The organism is Marinomonas sp. THO17, from assembly GCF_040436405.1.
Classification (GTDB): Bacteria; Pseudomonadota; Gammaproteobacteria; order Pseudomonadales; family Marinomonadaceae; genus Marinomonas.
This window is the reverse complement of record NZ_AP031575.1, coordinates 861,321-875,871: the sequence shown is the minus strand read 5'-3', so window position 1 is coordinate 875,871 and position 14,551 is coordinate 861,321. Positions and strand designations below refer to the sequence as shown.

General features: G+C 44.0%; 14 protein-coding genes. 10 read left to right on the top strand and 4 right to left on the bottom strand.

What is annotated here, in order from left to right; all coding sequences use genetic code 11:
- Positions 1-78 precede the first annotated feature (78 nt).
- The 5 genes from queA to secF all read left to right on the top strand — a co-directional run bounded on the left by queA (position 79) and on the right by secF (position 5,557).
- Complete coding sequence (queA, locus tag ABXS85_RS04130) at positions 79-1,140, top strand: tRNA preQ1(34) S-adenosylmethionine ribosyltransferase-isomerase QueA (RefSeq protein WP_353668769.1); 1,062 nt, start codon at positions 79-81, stop codon at positions 1,138-1,140.
- 32 nt (positions 1,141-1,172) lie between these two features.
- A complete protein-coding gene (tgt, locus tag ABXS85_RS04125; RefSeq protein WP_353669752.1) occupies positions 1,173-2,291 on the top strand; it encodes a tRNA guanosine(34) transglycosylase Tgt in 1,119 nt (372 codons plus the stop codon).
- 72 nt (positions 2,292-2,363) lie between these two features.
- Entirely contained in the window at positions 2,364-2,690 is a 327-nt protein-coding gene (gene yajC / locus ABXS85_RS04120; RefSeq protein ID WP_353668768.1) for a preprotein translocase subunit YajC, read from the top strand.
- Positions 2,691-2,778: 88 nt separating this feature from the next.
- The gene (gene secD, locus ABXS85_RS04115; protein ID WP_353668767.1) at positions 2,779-4,632 is read left to right on the top strand and encodes a protein translocase subunit SecD; all 1,854 of its coding nucleotides are present in this window, start codon (positions 2,779-2,781) and stop codon (positions 4,630-4,632) included.
- Between the two features lie 10 nt (positions 4,633-4,642).
- A complete protein-coding gene (gene secF / locus ABXS85_RS04110; RefSeq protein WP_353668766.1) occupies positions 4,643-5,557 on the top strand; it encodes a protein translocase subunit SecF in 915 nt (304 codons plus the stop codon).
- A gap of 80 nt (positions 5,558-5,637) precedes the next feature.
- On the opposite strand, the gene asd is transcribed toward secF, so the two are convergent.
- Together asd and ABXS85_RS04100 are read right to left on the bottom strand one after the other, a co-directional pair.
- Positions 5,638-6,498: an archaetidylserine decarboxylase gene (gene asd / locus ABXS85_RS04105; protein ID WP_353668765.1), complete on the bottom strand. Its 861-nt coding sequence runs from the start codon at positions 6,496-6,498 to the stop codon at positions 5,638-5,640.
- Complete coding sequence (locus ABXS85_RS04100; RefSeq protein WP_353668764.1) at positions 6,495-7,997, bottom strand: HDOD domain-containing protein; 1,503 nt, start codon at positions 7,995-7,997, stop codon at positions 6,495-6,497. The genes asd and ABXS85_RS04100 overlap by 4 nt, the downstream gene beginning before the upstream one ends.
- Before the next feature lie 124 nt (positions 7,998-8,121).
- Here ABXS85_RS04100 and motA point away from each other — a divergent pair, with 124 nt between their 5' ends.
- Both motA and ABXS85_RS04090 read left to right on the top strand, forming a co-directional pair.
- Positions 8,122-8,976: a flagellar motor stator protein MotA gene (motA, locus tag ABXS85_RS04095; protein WP_353668763.1), complete on the top strand. Its 855-nt coding sequence runs from the start codon at positions 8,122-8,124 to the stop codon at positions 8,974-8,976.
- 28 nt (positions 8,977-9,004) lie between these two features.
- Positions 9,005-9,913 carry a flagellar motor protein MotB gene (locus tag ABXS85_RS04090; RefSeq protein ID WP_353668762.1) on the top strand — a complete coding sequence of 303 codons (909 nt, stop codon included), beginning with the start codon at positions 9,005-9,007 and terminating at the stop codon, positions 9,911-9,913.
- A gap of 85 nt (positions 9,914-9,998) precedes the next feature.
- Here the strand turns inward: ABXS85_RS04090 and rsgA are convergent, their stop codons facing one another.
- Positions 9,999-11,036, bottom strand: coding sequence for a small ribosomal subunit biogenesis GTPase RsgA (gene rsgA, locus ABXS85_RS04085; RefSeq protein WP_353668761.1), 1,038 nt, complete (start codon positions 11,034-11,036; stop codon positions 9,999-10,001).
- 74 nt (positions 11,037-11,110) lie between these two features.
- Between rsgA and orn the strand changes: the two genes are divergently transcribed.
- A complete protein-coding gene (gene orn / locus ABXS85_RS04080) occupies positions 11,111-11,662 on the top strand; it encodes an oligoribonuclease (protein WP_353668760.1) in 552 nt (183 codons plus the stop codon).
- Between the two features lie 75 nt (positions 11,663-11,737).
- Here orn and ABXS85_RS04075 read toward each other — a convergent pair whose 3' ends face one another.
- The gene (locus ABXS85_RS04075) at positions 11,738-12,487 is read right to left on the bottom strand and encodes a sulfite exporter TauE/SafE family protein (protein WP_353668759.1); all 750 of its coding nucleotides are present in this window, start codon (positions 12,485-12,487) and stop codon (positions 11,738-11,740) included.
- A 148-nt stretch (positions 12,488-12,635) separates the two neighbouring features.
- Here ABXS85_RS04075 and tsaE point away from each other — a divergent pair, with 148 nt between their 5' ends.
- Both tsaE and ABXS85_RS04065 read left to right on the top strand, forming a co-directional pair.
- A complete protein-coding gene (tsaE, locus tag ABXS85_RS04070; RefSeq protein WP_353668758.1) occupies positions 12,636-13,106 on the top strand; it encodes a tRNA (adenosine(37)-N6)-threonylcarbamoyltransferase complex ATPase subunit type 1 TsaE in 471 nt (156 codons plus the stop codon).
- A gap of 87 nt (positions 13,107-13,193) precedes the next feature.
- Positions 13,194-14,522, top strand: coding sequence for an N-acetylmuramoyl-L-alanine amidase (locus ABXS85_RS04065; RefSeq protein ID WP_353668757.1), 1,329 nt, complete (start codon positions 13,194-13,196; stop codon positions 14,520-14,522).
- Positions 14,523-14,551: the final 29 nt, after the last annotated feature.

Below are 14,551 nucleotides of genomic sequence, written 5' to 3'. Positions count from 1 at the left end.
CTCTTTCTTGAGAAAGTACCTTTTTGTCGTGATTTTCGCTAGAATGCCGGGTCGTTTTTTCAAGGTAACTTTCTGCTCATGCTGGTTTCTGATTATCACTTTGACTTACCCGATTCTTTGATTGCCAACTATCCCACTGAAGATAGAACGGCGAGCCGTTTATTGCATCTTGAAGGTCCAAGCGGTGAGCTGGTTCATCGCCAATTTCCAGAGCTTTTGGATTTGGTGGAAGCCGGTGATTTAATGGTGTTCAACAATACTCGGGTGATTCCCGCTCGTGTGTTTGGTCAAAAAGAGTCAGGTGGCAAACTTGAAATCCTGATAGAAAGAGTGATTAATTCCACCGAAGCATTGGCTCATGTGCGTGCCAGTAAGTCCCCCAAAGAAGGCAGTAAGATCTTCCTAGGTCAGGATAAAAATGAGCATATTGAAACCACTATGTTGGGACGCAATGGTGCTTTATTTCATTTATCCTTCGCTGAACCTGTATTGGATGTCTTGTCTCGCGTCGGCCATATGCCATTGCCGCCTTACATTGAGCGTCCGGATGAAGACAGTGATCAGGAACGTTATCAAACGGTTTACAGTGAAAAGCCAGGTGCGGTTGCTGCACCAACAGCAGGTTTGCACTTTGATGATGATTTGTTAGCTAAGCTGAAAGATAAAGGCGTAGAAATTGCTTTTGTGACCTTACATGTTGGCGCGGGTACCTTTCAGCCTATGAAGGTCGATAAGGTGGAAGACCACATTATGCACGCTGAGTATGTGGAAGTGGATGAGCAGGTTGTTGAGCAGGTAAAGGCAACCAAGGCTCGAGGCGGTCGAGTGATTGCAGTAGGCACCACCAGTGTGCGCAGTTTAGAATCTGCCAGTCAGTCTGGAGAAATCGCCCCGATGCAAGACGATACCAGTATTTTTATTTATCCGGGCTATGAATTTAAGACAGTGGATGCCTTGGTAACCAACTTTCATTTACCTGAATCCACCTTAATTATGCTAATCAGTGCTTTTGCCGGATACCAGGAAGTGATGAATGCCTATCGGGTTGCAGTTGAGCAGAAGTACCGCTTTTTTAGTTATGGCGATGCCATGTTTGTAACACGAAATGCGCAGGCCAAAGGCCCGCAAAGTGAGGATTAAGACGCATGTCTGAGAAACGTCCAGAATGTTTTATGGATTTTGAGCTGCACACCAGTTCGGGTAAAGCGCGTCGCGCGACTTTGACCTTCCCCCGCGGTAAAGTTGAAACTCCGGCTTTTATGCCGGTTGGTACTTATGGTTCAGTGAAAGGTATGTTAACCAGAGATATTGAAGAAATCGGTGCCGATATTATTTTGGGTAATACTTTTCATCTTTGGTTACGCCCGGGTACGGAAGTGATAAAAGCACATGGTGATTTGCATGACTTTACCCAATGGAAAAAGCCCATTCTGACTGATTCAGGTGGCTTCCAAGTGTTTTCATTGGGAGAAATGCGCAAGATTACCGAAGAGGGAGTGAGCTTTCGCTCGCCAATTAATGGTTCCAAAGTATTTTTGAGTCCAGAAATTTCCATGCAAGTACAGCGTGATTTGGGCTCCGATATTGTTATGATCTTTGATGAATGTACACCTTACCCTGCCACGCCTGAGGTAGCTGCTAAGTCCATGAGAATGAGTTTACGCTGGGCGAAACGATCTAAAGATGAACATGGCGACAGTCCATCGGCTTTGTTTGGTATTATTCAGGGCAGCATGTATGAAAACCTGCGTGACGAGTCATTAGAAGGTTTGGTGGACATTGGCTTTGATGGTTATGCCATCGGTGGTTTGTCCGTTGGTGAGCCAAAAGAAGAAATGATCAAGGTATTGGATTACATCACGCCAAAAATGCCAGAAAACAAACCTCGTTATCTGATGGGGGTTGGCAAACCTGAAGACTTGGTAGAAGGGGTGCGCCGTGGTGTCGATATGTTCGATTGCGTTATGCCAACCCGTAATGCCCGTAATGGTCATTTGTTCACATCGGAAGGTGTGGTGCGCATTCGTAACGCGAAATATCGTCACGATGTGGAAGCTTTAGACAAAGAATGTGATTGTTATACTTGTAAAAACTTTTCTCGGGCCTATTTACATCATTTAGACAAATGTCAGGAAATGGTAGGAGCACAATTAAACACCATTCATAACCTGCGTTATTACCAAACCCTCATGGCGGGATTGCGTCAAGCGCTCGATGAAGGTAGATTTGACGCCTTTGTTGATGAGTTTTATGCAAAGCGCGGTTTAGAAACACCGCCTTTGAGTGAATAATAAACAAAATAAGACAATTTTCTTTTGTTAGAGAATTGTAAGAGTTTCATAAACCATTGGAGAGCTAAAACCATGATCGCATTGATCTCACCAGCTTACGCTGAAGGTGGCGCACCAGCAGATGCAGGTATGTTTAACCTGATTCTACTTGCTGGCTTTGTTGTTATTTTCTACTTCTTAATGTGGCGTCCACAAGCAAAGCGTGCCAAAGAGCATAAAAACTTAATTGCTTCTTTGGAGAAAGGGACTGAAGTCGTAACAGGCGGTGGTGTCTTGGGTAAGGTAACAAAAGTAGACGACACTTATGTCGCTCTTGAAGTGTCTGAAGGCATTGAGATGAAATTCCAGAAGTCTTCTGTTGCGGCTGTGTTGCCGAAAGGAACATTAAAGTCGATTTAATGTTGCTAAGAAAAGCGCCTACCGGCTCAGCCAAAGGCGCTTTTTCTTTTGTCGATCCACTTAATTTTTAAGGTATAAAGGATTTTTCATGCTTAACAAGTACCCCTTGTGGAAGTATTTGCTAATTCTTCTTGTTTTGGCTTTGGGGCTACTCTATGCCTTCCCAAACCTTTATCCAGATGATCCAGCGTTACAACTCTCTACTCAAAAAGCCACTGCCCTAGTGGATGAGCGAACCCTACAAACTGCTGAGGCAGCGCTCAAAAAAGCGAATATCGAATTGAAATCAGCAGAGTTAACTTCTGCTGGTGGTACCTTGCGTTTCAATAGCGGTGAGGACCAATTGGCGGCGAAACCTGTTGTTGCTGCCGCCCTTGGTGAAGATTATGTTAGTGCTTTGAACTTGGTGCCGACAACGCCACAATGGTTGGCATCACTGGGTGCTGGCCCTGCTAAACTGGGTTTGGACTTGCGCGGAGGTGTGCATTTCCTATTGGAAGTGGATACGCCAGCGGCGCTCAAGCAGCGTTTGGAAGTGAGCAGCAGCGAAATGAAGGCAGCATTACGTAAAGAGCGAATTCGTTACCGTAGTGTGACCATAGCAGATGGCGTGATGTCTATTCGCTTCCTGAAAGAAAGCGACCTTGATTTGGCGGAAAACCGATTGAAAGATGAGTTTGCCGACTACCGTTACAACACTCGTCAAGAAGGCAGTGATTACTTCTTGGATGTGACCTTTACCGAAGCAGAAACGCAAGAAATTGAAGCTTATGCGTTAGAGCAAAACTTAACGACTTTGCGTAATCGTGTTAACGAATTAGGTGTAGCGGAACCTTTGGTACAGCGTCAAGGCAGCAACCGCATTGTTGTAGAGTTGCCGGGTGTACAAGATACGGCGGCGGCAAAACGTATTATCGGTGCGACAGCGAACTTGGAATTCCATTTGGAAGCGGGTCTGGACGATCAAGGTGCTGATGTCGAAACCTTGTCTTTCCGTGATGGTAGTGGTCGTACTGCACGTCTTGAGCGCGACATTATTATCACAGGTGACAGTGTGGCCGATGCCAGCTCATCATTTGATGAAAATGGTCAGCCACAGGTAAACATCAGCCTGGACTCCAAAGGCGGCAAACAGATGACGAAAGTCACGCGTTCTGCAGTGGGCCGAAATATGGCAGTGGTGTTTATTGAACACAAATCTCGCAGTCGATTTGTGGAAAAAGACGGTAAGCTAGAAGAAGTGCGTCGCAGTTACAGTGAAAAAGGGATTATCTCTTTAGCGACCATTCAGACTACCTTGGGCAACTCTTTCCGTATTACTGGGTTGGACAGTCCACGTGAATCTTCAGAATTAGCCCTATTGCTTCGAGCTGGTGCTTTGGCGGCACCAATTTACTTTGTTGAGGAGCGAACTATTGGCCCAAGCCTAGGGGCTGAAAATATTCAACTGGGTGTGACGTCGGCGCAGATTGGTTTGTTGGTGGTCATGTTATTCATGTTGGTTTACTACAAGGTATTTGGTATTTTCGCCAACATTTCTTTGGCCCTTAACATTATTCTCTTGATGGCTTGTATGTCCATTCTGTCGGCGACATTAACCTTGCCGGGGATTGCCGGGATTGTATTGACTATGGGGATGGCGGTGGACGCTAACGTGCTTATCTTCTCTAGGATAAAGGAAGAGCTTGCCAATGGTGTGCCAAGTCAACAAGCCATTCACTCAGGGTTCAACCGAGCTTTTACGACTATCTTTGATGCTAATATCACTACCTTACTGGTTGCGGTTATTTTATTTGCCGTGGGAACAGGGCCGGTGAAAGGCTTTGCAGTTACCTTATCGTTAGGTATTTTGACCTCCATGTTTACGGCTATTTTGGTAACACGTGCACAGGTTAACCTAGTGTACGGTGGTGGTCGTAAAAACAAGAAGCTTTATATTTAAGGAGTGAGCCATGAAAGTGACCAATATTCCATTTATGGCAATGCGTAAGATCGTTGCGTGTTTCTCTATCGTACTAATCCTTATTTCTTTAGCTTCACTGGCCATCAAAGGTTTGCAGTTTGGCCTCGACTTTACTGGCGGTACCTTGATTGAGGTGGCATATGAAACCGCCCCCCAATTGGATGATGTGCGTCAGTTGCTAAGTGATAATGGTTATGATGATGTTGTTGTTCAGAATTTTGGTTCGCCAACTGATGTAGTGGTACGCATGGCAAATGCTTACACCCCAACCTTGGGCGATGAAGTATTAGCCAGTTTGCAAAACAACGGCGAGCAATCCGTGACCTTGCAACGTTCTGAATTTGTTGGTGCACAAGTAGGTGAAGAGCTACGCGAGCAAGGTGGATTGGGGATGCTGTTGGCATTGCTCATTGTTATGTTGTACGTTGCGGTACGCTTCCAGTTCAAGTTCTCTGTGGCGTCTGTTGCAGCCTTAGCGCACGATGTGATCATCACCCTAGGTTTCTTCTCTGTATTTGAAGTGGAGTTTGATCTGACGGTGCTGGCGGCATTATTGGCGGTCGTGGGTTATTCATTGAATGATACAATCGTTGTATGTGATCGTATTCGTGAAAACTTCCGGATTATGCGTGATACAGAACCCTATGACTTGATCAACGAATCGATTAACCAAACCTTGGGTCGTACCTTGATTACCTCGATGACAACCTTGTTTGTTTTGGTTGTTTTATTCTTGTTTGGTGGCGAAGCCATTCACAACTTCTCAATGGCCTTACTGGTTGGTATTGTGATTGGTACTTATTCTTCTATCTTTGTCGCAGCTAACTTGTTGTTGGCTATGAACGTGAGTCGTGAAGATTTGGTGCCAACGCCAAAAGAGGAATTGGAAGACGAGCTACCATAATATTGGTAAAGCTTGTTTTATTGGATCGAAAAAAGCCTGCAATGCAGGCTTTTTAATATGTACCCTATAAAAATATAGGATTAACTCTTAATCACTTTACCAAATGCCATGCCCATTTTGGTTGGGCTATCGGCTTCTAGGGTATCTTCCCACTCAACGGCATCTTTGCCAAATAAGACGATGGCAGTGGAACCCAGTTTAAAGCGTCCCATTTCTTCACCTTTCTTTAATTTAACATCGCTTAAAGAGGTGTAGTCCCAAGTAACCACTTGTTTATTAAAAGGAGTGACTTGACCTGCCCATACGGTTTCGATGCTAGCCACAATCATAGCGCCAACTAAAATGACTGCCATTGGGCCTGCTTCGGTGTCAAAAAGGCAAACGGTTCTTTCATTGCGAGCGAATACATTAGGAATTTGCTCCGCAGTGACTTTGTTTACGGAAAAGAGCTTGCCGGGAACATGAATCATCTTAGTCAGCTTGCCTGCTAATGGCATATGAACACGGTGGTAATCTTTCGGCGATAAGTAAACAGTCGCAAACGAGCCACCTAAAAACTGATCAGATAATGAGGCATCTCCGCCCAGTAGGCTAGTCAGGCTATAATGATGGCCTTTGGCTTGGAAAAGGGTGCCATGCTCTATCTTGCCTAATTGACTGATTGCGCCATCGGCAGGACAAGCGATGCCATTTCTTTTACGAGTAATGGGCCTAAGTTCTGAACGAATTTCTCGCGTGAAAAAATCGTTGAAGTTACGGTAAGACGAAGGATCACTGTTTACCGCTTCAGACATGTCAACTTGATACTTTTTAACAAACTGGTTAATAAAAGTATTTTTTACCCAGGTGTTTTCGCATTCCGCAATACGCCCGATGATGCGCGATAGAGATTTTTGAGGTGTGATGTGCTGCGCAAAGGCAAATAATTGATCTTTCGTCACTGTACTCGTCCTGATGATTGATTTTTTGTGTTATGAACTAACGATACTATTTGTTTGAGTGTCTTGAAATCTTTGTCTTTAAATGCACTGCGGGTTTCCAACCAAAATATCATCATTTCTTCATCGTTTAATTTAGCCGAAGCCAGCATTAAGTGACTTTCTGAATCAATAATTTGGTCTGAGGATCCTGGCAGGCCGGGAACCATAGCCTGTAATTTTTCACCATGCAGGTGGCTTGCCGAGACACCGCTGGAAAGTTTGTTAAAGACTTTTGAATTGGCGCTCCAATTAATGTTTTTGAGCACGTCAAGCTTGTAGCCAAATTGAAGTAATGGCTGCGCTTTCTGTTTGCTGTGTTTAAACAAAATAGAGTGTTGAGTGCTTGGAATGGTTTGTTTGATGGTTTTAAGTGCCAAATTGGCTCGATTTTTACTATTTTGATTCTCGCTTCTGGCTAAGGCTTTTTTCAACTCTTGTAATGGCGATTCAACAATTTTTGGGCGCTGAGAAGCGCTTTTTGCAGTATACAAATTTGGATCTAATAGTTGTAAAGCGACAGGCCGTTTGCCGCGCATGTTATAAAGCCTAGCGGCTTCGGTGGAGGCAAAATGGGCAGTGCGAATGACCTCGCCAATACGGCGATGCATGACGGTAGAAATGATGCGGTAGAAAAATGCCAGTTGTTTGGCGTCCCAACCATTGCGCTCCACTTCATGGGCCACTTTGGTAGCACAATAAGAAAAAATCAAAGGATTGTTGATTAAAATGGTTAAACGTTTGTCTTCTGTAAAACCAGGTAATTCATCAGGGTGATGAGCTAAGTGTGCTAGCTGTTGTAACTCTTCTGCATTGGGAATGTGTTTGGTCAAAAAGGATTCAATAATATTGTTTGGTGATTCCCAAAAGGTGCATAAATGTACGGTTAATTCGTCAATTCGGCACCCAAGAACCATCGTCTCAGCTTTACTGGCGTTTTCGCCATTTTGGATGCGTTGTTCTATTTCCGACATTTGTGGAAACGCGTGATACCAAAGTAACCAGCGTGCGGTATCACGAAAGAGGGTAATCCAAAAAATATCATCCTCGTGACTGGTTAATTTTTCAATTGACCAGTGACGGGCAATGGTCGCGGCTTCATAGCTGGTTTGAATCGCTCTGATAAAGGCTTTTAGACGCTCGGGTAATTTACGGTTGCGGGTTTCGTAAGCATCAAAATGCTTAAATAAATTGTGGATGCCTTTCATTCCCACCATAGTCGCCGCATGGAATGGGGTATTAATTTCAGTGTGCCTATTGGGTACGATGCGATTCGCTTCATTTAAAATAGCGAAGGCGAGAAGCGGGTCGCTGGCGATGTTCTTTTGCATACTTTCAAGTGTGTCTTCTTGACGTACTATTTGCGCCTTTAGGCGAGCCAAATTACCAGCTCGCACTGGAAATTTTTTTGTCTGAAGAAAACTCAGCCATGCATTTAGGCCCGATGGAGATTTGCTGCTCATAAAAGGTGACTTTGCTCACTCGGTTGTTTATAAGTATGCATCATGCTCTTATACTTCGTATCAGATTAATCATACTGTATATTTATGTAAGAGCATACTTTGTCAGTATTAAGGAAGTAAAATTATGTTTGCAATAGCGGGCCTGCTAGTCGTAATTATCAGTGTTGTATCAGGATACGTGGCCGCACATGGACAGTTATTGGCCTTATGGCAGCCTTTTGAAGTCATTATTATTTGTGGTGCCGCATTAGGGGCCTTTATGGTAGCGAATCCTTTCGTTGTTCAGAAAAAAGTCTTTACTATGCTACCGCAAGTGATTACGGGAAGTCGGCACAATAAACGTTTTTATTCTCAGTTATTAGGTTTGATGTATTGTCTGTTTCAGAAAAGTCGTCAAGAGGGATTTTTGTCTATTGAAGAAGACATTGAATCGCCTTTTACCAGTGACTTGTTTCATCGTTTTCCTGATGTGGTTCGTGACCACGAAATAGTGGAGTTCCTCACCGATAATTACCGTATTTTCACTTTAACCGGGTTACCCGCTTATGAAATTGAAGCCATTATGGATAATGAAATAGAACAGATTCAGGAAGAATTAGTGGAACCAGGCCATGCTCTGAATCGTGTGGCTGAAGGCTTACCGGGCTTTGGTATTGTTGCTGCGGTATTAGGGATTGTTATTACCATGGGGGCTATTGGCGGTCCTTTAGAAGAAATAGGGCATCATGTAGCTGCGGCTTTGGTGGGTACCTTTTTGGGTATTTTTTTAGGCTACGGTTTTGTTGGCCCAGCAGCTGCTCATCTTGAAACTTTGGGTAGTCATGAATTGAAGGCTTATTTGTGTATCAAGGCGAGCTTGAACTCTGTGGTGTCTGGTTATGCGCCACCAGTAGCGGTTGAAACAGGTCGCAAATTGCTGCCTCCAGAAATGCGTCCAAGTTTTGTAGAATTGTCGATTGAGCTTCAGCAGTATCGCTAAGGCGATGAGCTGCTCTTAGGGGGAAAATATGGCCTTAGGTTCCAATAGCTTAATTATTCGACGAGTCAAAAAAGTTAAAAAAGGTGGGCATCACAGTAGCGCCTGGAAAATTGCTTTAGCGGATTTTGCTTTGGCAATGATGGCATTCTTTTTGGTGTTATGGATACTCAGTGTAACGACACCTCAAGAGCGAAAAGTCATTCAGGGTTATTTTCAGGATCCAATGGGGGCAGGCACGGCAGGTTTTAGTGCCAATCCGATTGATTTGGGTGGCAGTCCTGCTATGAGTGTAGAGAGAAAATTGGATTTGCAGTTGCCAGAACCTGGCAGTACGGATGTACCTTCTCATGAATCTATGGTGGGCAATGGGGATGCATCTTCGGACTCGAAATCGTTAAATGATTTGGTTCAGCAAGAGTTAGAGCAAAATAACATTGTTTTGGCCGAGCAAAGGAATTTACGTATAGAAGTGACTCCAATCGGAGTGCGAATTACTCTTTTGGAAACGCCAGATAAGCCTATGTTTGAACGTGGCAGTGCACGTATGATGCCTGACATAGAAAATACTTTGCTGACCATGTCACCTCTGTTTAATCGGGTGAAAAACCCCATTGTGATCAGTGGCCATACGGATTCATCGAAATATGCTGGTTCCAGCGGTTTGGATAATTGGGATTTATCGGCGTTACGCGCAAATGCGGCCCGTCAAATTCTGGAGGAAGGAGGTGTTACCGATAATCGTTTTGCACAGGTGGTCGGCTTAGGTGATACTGTGCCATACAATCGATTTAATACCGCCAGCCCTGAGAACCGACGTATTACGATTACTTTGTTAACCGATGAAGCCTATCGTAAATTATTGGCGCAAAATCGTCGTAATTTCGGCAACGCTGTTAAACAGTCAGATATTAAGTTAACGCCTGAAACGGTATTCTGATGAAGTGATGGATTTACCGATATAGTGTCTATCAATAAAAAAACGAGCTGTGTGCTCGTTTTTTTGTATCCTTTTATTGAATCATTTAATAGTTGTTTTGATTGTCTTGAATTGATTGTTTGATTCTTAAGTAGCTTTCAAATCTGTGTTGGCTAATCTCACCTTTTTCAAGCGCTTCTAAGATAGCGCAGCCTGGCTCTTTTTCATGGGCGCAATCACGGAAGCGACAGTAGCCAATATGAGGACGAAACTCGATAAAACCGTTGAGCAGTTCATCTTCACTAATGTGCCATAAACCGAACTCACGAATGCCGGGTGAGTCAATGAGATCACCACCTTTTGGCATATGGAATAAACGAGCGGTTGTTGTGGTGTGAGTGCCTTTTTTACGTTTTTGAGATAATTCACCTACGCTGATTTCAATGCCGGGTAATAGGGTGCCGATTAATGACGACTTGCCGACACCGGATTGACCCACAAAAACACTGGTTTTGCCTTGTAGAAATTGATAAAGGGACTCCATTCCAGCTTGATCTTTAGTGGAAGTACGAATGATTTGATAGCCAAGCTGCTGGTAAGTTGCCATTAGGATTTGCAAATCATCACGGTTAGTGTCATTGATTAAATCGCACTTGTTTAACAAGATAACCGGAGGAATACCAACGGTTTCGGCTGCGACCAAATAACGATCTATCAAGTTAGCATGCGCCACAGGTTCAGCGGCAATCACAATCACAATATGATCAATGTTGGCGGCGACCGGTTTTAGACGGCCGTGCATATCGGGGCGTGACAAGCAGGTATGGCGCTCCGTGGTGGCCACTACCACACCACCTTCTTGTTGTTTAGGACGCCAAATGACTTGGTCTCCTGTTACCAATTGACCAAGGTTTGCACGTAGGTTGCAGCGAGTAGTGACACCAATAAAAGGCTCTTGAGTGCCTTCCACTTCCACTTGAGTGCCGAAGTGAGAAATCACCATGCCTTGTGTTTCAGGACCAAGATCAGAAGATTGCAACAATTCTTCTGCTTTGTTACTGCGTTTCTTGGTTCTTTCGACGCGCTCTTGCTGAATTTTTTCAATGCGCCAAGTTTGTTGTTTGGTGAGTTTTCGCTTCGACATTCGTCTTTTCTGATCCTATAGTAAGGCGCATAGAGTATAATGCTTGGCATTGATAATAAAGGATTTGAGTGAGTATGAGTTTGAATAGAGACAATTTAATCTGGATTGACCTAGAAATGACGGGCTTGGATCCTGAGCAAGACACCATCATTGAAATTGCCACAGTGGTAACAGATAAAGATTTGAATCTGCTGGCTAAAGGGCCTAATTTAGCGATACATCAAGACAAATCCGTAATGGATGGCATGGATGAGTGGTGTACACAACATCATGGAGAGTCAGGCTTAACGGCACGCGTTTTATCGTCTGAGATCGATATGGCAGCAGCGGAAGCACAGACCATTGCTTTTCTTGAGAAATATGTTCCCGCAGGCGCTTCGCCAATTTGTGGTAACAGTGTGGGTCAGGATCGTCGCTTCTTATACCGTTACATGCCTAACTTGGAGGCCTACTTTCACTACCGTTATCTGGATGTGAGTACTATTAAAGAGTTGGCTCGTCGCTGGAAGCCAGAAGCTTTAGAAGGTTTTAGTAAATCTGGCGCCCATCTGGCATTGGATGATATTTTGGAGTCCATAGATGAATTAAAGCATTACCGTAAAACCATGTTTGGACTGGCTCTGTAAGCAGCACTTTTTAGGTAAGATGATGAAAAATACCGCTCTTTAAAGGGCGGTATTTTTTTAAGTGCTTTTTGGGGGTTAGAATAAGGCAATAGTGCCGTCCCATATGAGCTTCCAACCTGTTAAAAATAAGAAACTGTACATGCATTTAAAGAACAAACCTGTAGAAATACGATAGTGCAACCAAGCCCCCAGTTGTACACCGAGATAAGCGAGTGGGGCGAAGCATAAAGATACGAGTATGTTACTTGTATTGAGTTGTCCTAGCATGCTGTAAGGAATGAGTTTCACATAGTTTATGGCTGTGAAGATGACGGCAGCGCTGGCGACGTATTGGGTTTTGTCTAGATTGGCGCGCAGCAAATAAACACTTAAAGGTGGCCCGCCAGCATGGGCGATAAAACTGGTAAAGCCGCTCAATACACACCAGCATTTGCCGACGAATTTACTCAGAGGGCGCTTAGTTGATGTGCTCTTATGACGCGGCCATGAATTGATACTGAAACCAACTGCAATAATACCTACTAAGAGTTTTAACCAATCAGCTGAGAACCATGATGCGGTTAATCCACCAAGGATCACACCAGCAATGGCGGCGGGAATACAGTTAATTAATTCCTGTTTATTCCATTTTTGCCAAAACTTTTGCACGGTAAAAATGTCCATTAAACATAAGATGGGTAGCATGATGGCGGCGGCGTAAACTGGAGAGGCTTGTAGTGATATTAGTGGCACGGCAATAATGCCAAATGCACCAGAGAAGCCGCCTTTTGAAATGCCTGTAATGAAAACTGCGATGGCGATTAAGCCAATAAGAAACCAATCCATAAAACGCCTTAATTGAAACGGTCCAAAAATATTCGATTATGCGCTAACGGAGCTTGTTTCAAAAGTCTTGTGTATTAGAATTGTCTGAGTTTTGAATAACTCTGCACAGTTGAAGAGAAAGGTGCGGGTATATAGGGTTAATATAAGAATGCAAATAGAAAGAGAAATTTATGGTGAAGTGGATATGGAAGCTTTTGGCGCTGAGTTTTCTGCTGCTTTGCTGCAAGGTGGTGTGGTTCATTTAGAAGGTAACTTAGGGATGGGGAAAACGACCCTGGTACGAGGAATTTTGCGTGGTATGGGTTACCAAGGTCCAGTAAAAAGTCCCACTTACACGATAGTTGAGCCTTATGAGATAGCCGATTTAGAGGTATATCATTTTGATTTATATCGTGTTGCGGACCCTGAAGAACTCGAATTCATGGGGATCCGAGATTATTTTAACGAACGGAGTTTGTGTTTAATAGAATGGGCTGAAATGGGGCAAGGTATTTTGCCAGCTGCCGATCTTGTGGTACACCTCTCCTTAATTCGCCAGGGTCGACATGTGCTGATTAAATCCCTTACTGATAAAGGTGATCATGTTATGACGCAATGGCAAACGAGCCTGGCAAGCTAAGCTGTCAAATTCTTTACTCTATGATTGATTGAGATCCATAGGTTCAGCCGTTATAGTGTGTCTCATATATATTGCTAGCTGTCTGATATGCAAACTAAATTTCAAACTTTACTAAGTATTTTTCTGTTCTGGATGGCGTCCATGCTGTCTATGGAAGTTGTCGCATCTGAGGTACGTGATATTCGAGTTGCGCAGCAAGATGGAATAACGCGCTTGGTATTTGAGTTATCTGAAAAATCTACTCATCGAGTCTTTCCGCTCTCCAATCCTGATCGTGTTGTGGTAGACATAAGCGATGCTCATTTGAGTAATGCAGTGGTGAATAACTTATCCGCCTTATCGTCAGATGTGTTGATGAGAGTACGTTATGCTAAGCGCAACGATGGTGTACGTTTTGTATTGGATCTCGCGCAAGCTGCACGAGCCAAAAGTACTGAGCTGGCAGCCAACCAAACCTATGGACCGCGGATTATGGTGGAGCTGGAATACGGTGAAAAAAAGCCTGCGACCATTGTGAAAAGTTTGGCCAATTTATCGCAAGAAAAACGTGACATCGTTATTGCCATTGATCCGGGGCACGGTGGTAAAGACCCTGGGGCACTGGGCCAATACAAGGTGCGTGAAAAAGACATTGTATTATCCATAGGTAAAGAGTTGGCCAGGCGCATTAATGAGGTTGAGGGTTTTAAAGCCGTCATGACTCGCTCTACAGATGTATTTTTAAAATTGCGGGATCGATCACGAGTGGCGCGTGAAGCAAATGCGGATTTGATGATCTCGGTACACGCTGATGCCTTTACGAAACCTAGCGCTCGCGGTGCTTCAGTATGGGCCTTATCGTTAAGCGGTAAAACTTCAGAAATGGGTCGTTGGTTGGCTCAGCAAGAAAATGCGGCTGATCTAGTGGGGGGGATCTCACTGGATGATAAAGACCAACTTTTGGCAGAAGTCTTGCTCGATATGTCAATGAACTCGACCATTCAAATGAGTTTGAACATAGGGCAAAGTGTTCTAGGTGAAATGAAAAATGTTGCTAAGCTGCATAAGAATACCGTTCAGCAGGCGGGTTTTGTGGTGTTAAAATCGCCTGATATACCTTCCATATTGGTGGAAACAGGCTTTGTGTCAAATAAAACGGAAGCCAAAAATTTATCCAGTCGCACTTATCGTGTTAAGTTGGCAGCCGCGATTGCTGAGGGCGTGATTGATTACTACACCAAGAATGCGCCAGAAGGTACCTTGGTTGCTTGGAAGCAGAAAAAACATTCCGATTACATTTATACCGTAAGCAAAGGTGATACCTTATCAAAAATTGCACGTCGTAATCAGGTATCCTTAGGCGTACTGCGTAAAGCCAACAACCTAAAGAATGATGTTATTTGGGTGGGCCAGAAGCTCGTCATTCCAGCCGGATAACAACATTGCCTATCTTTTAGGGACAAACT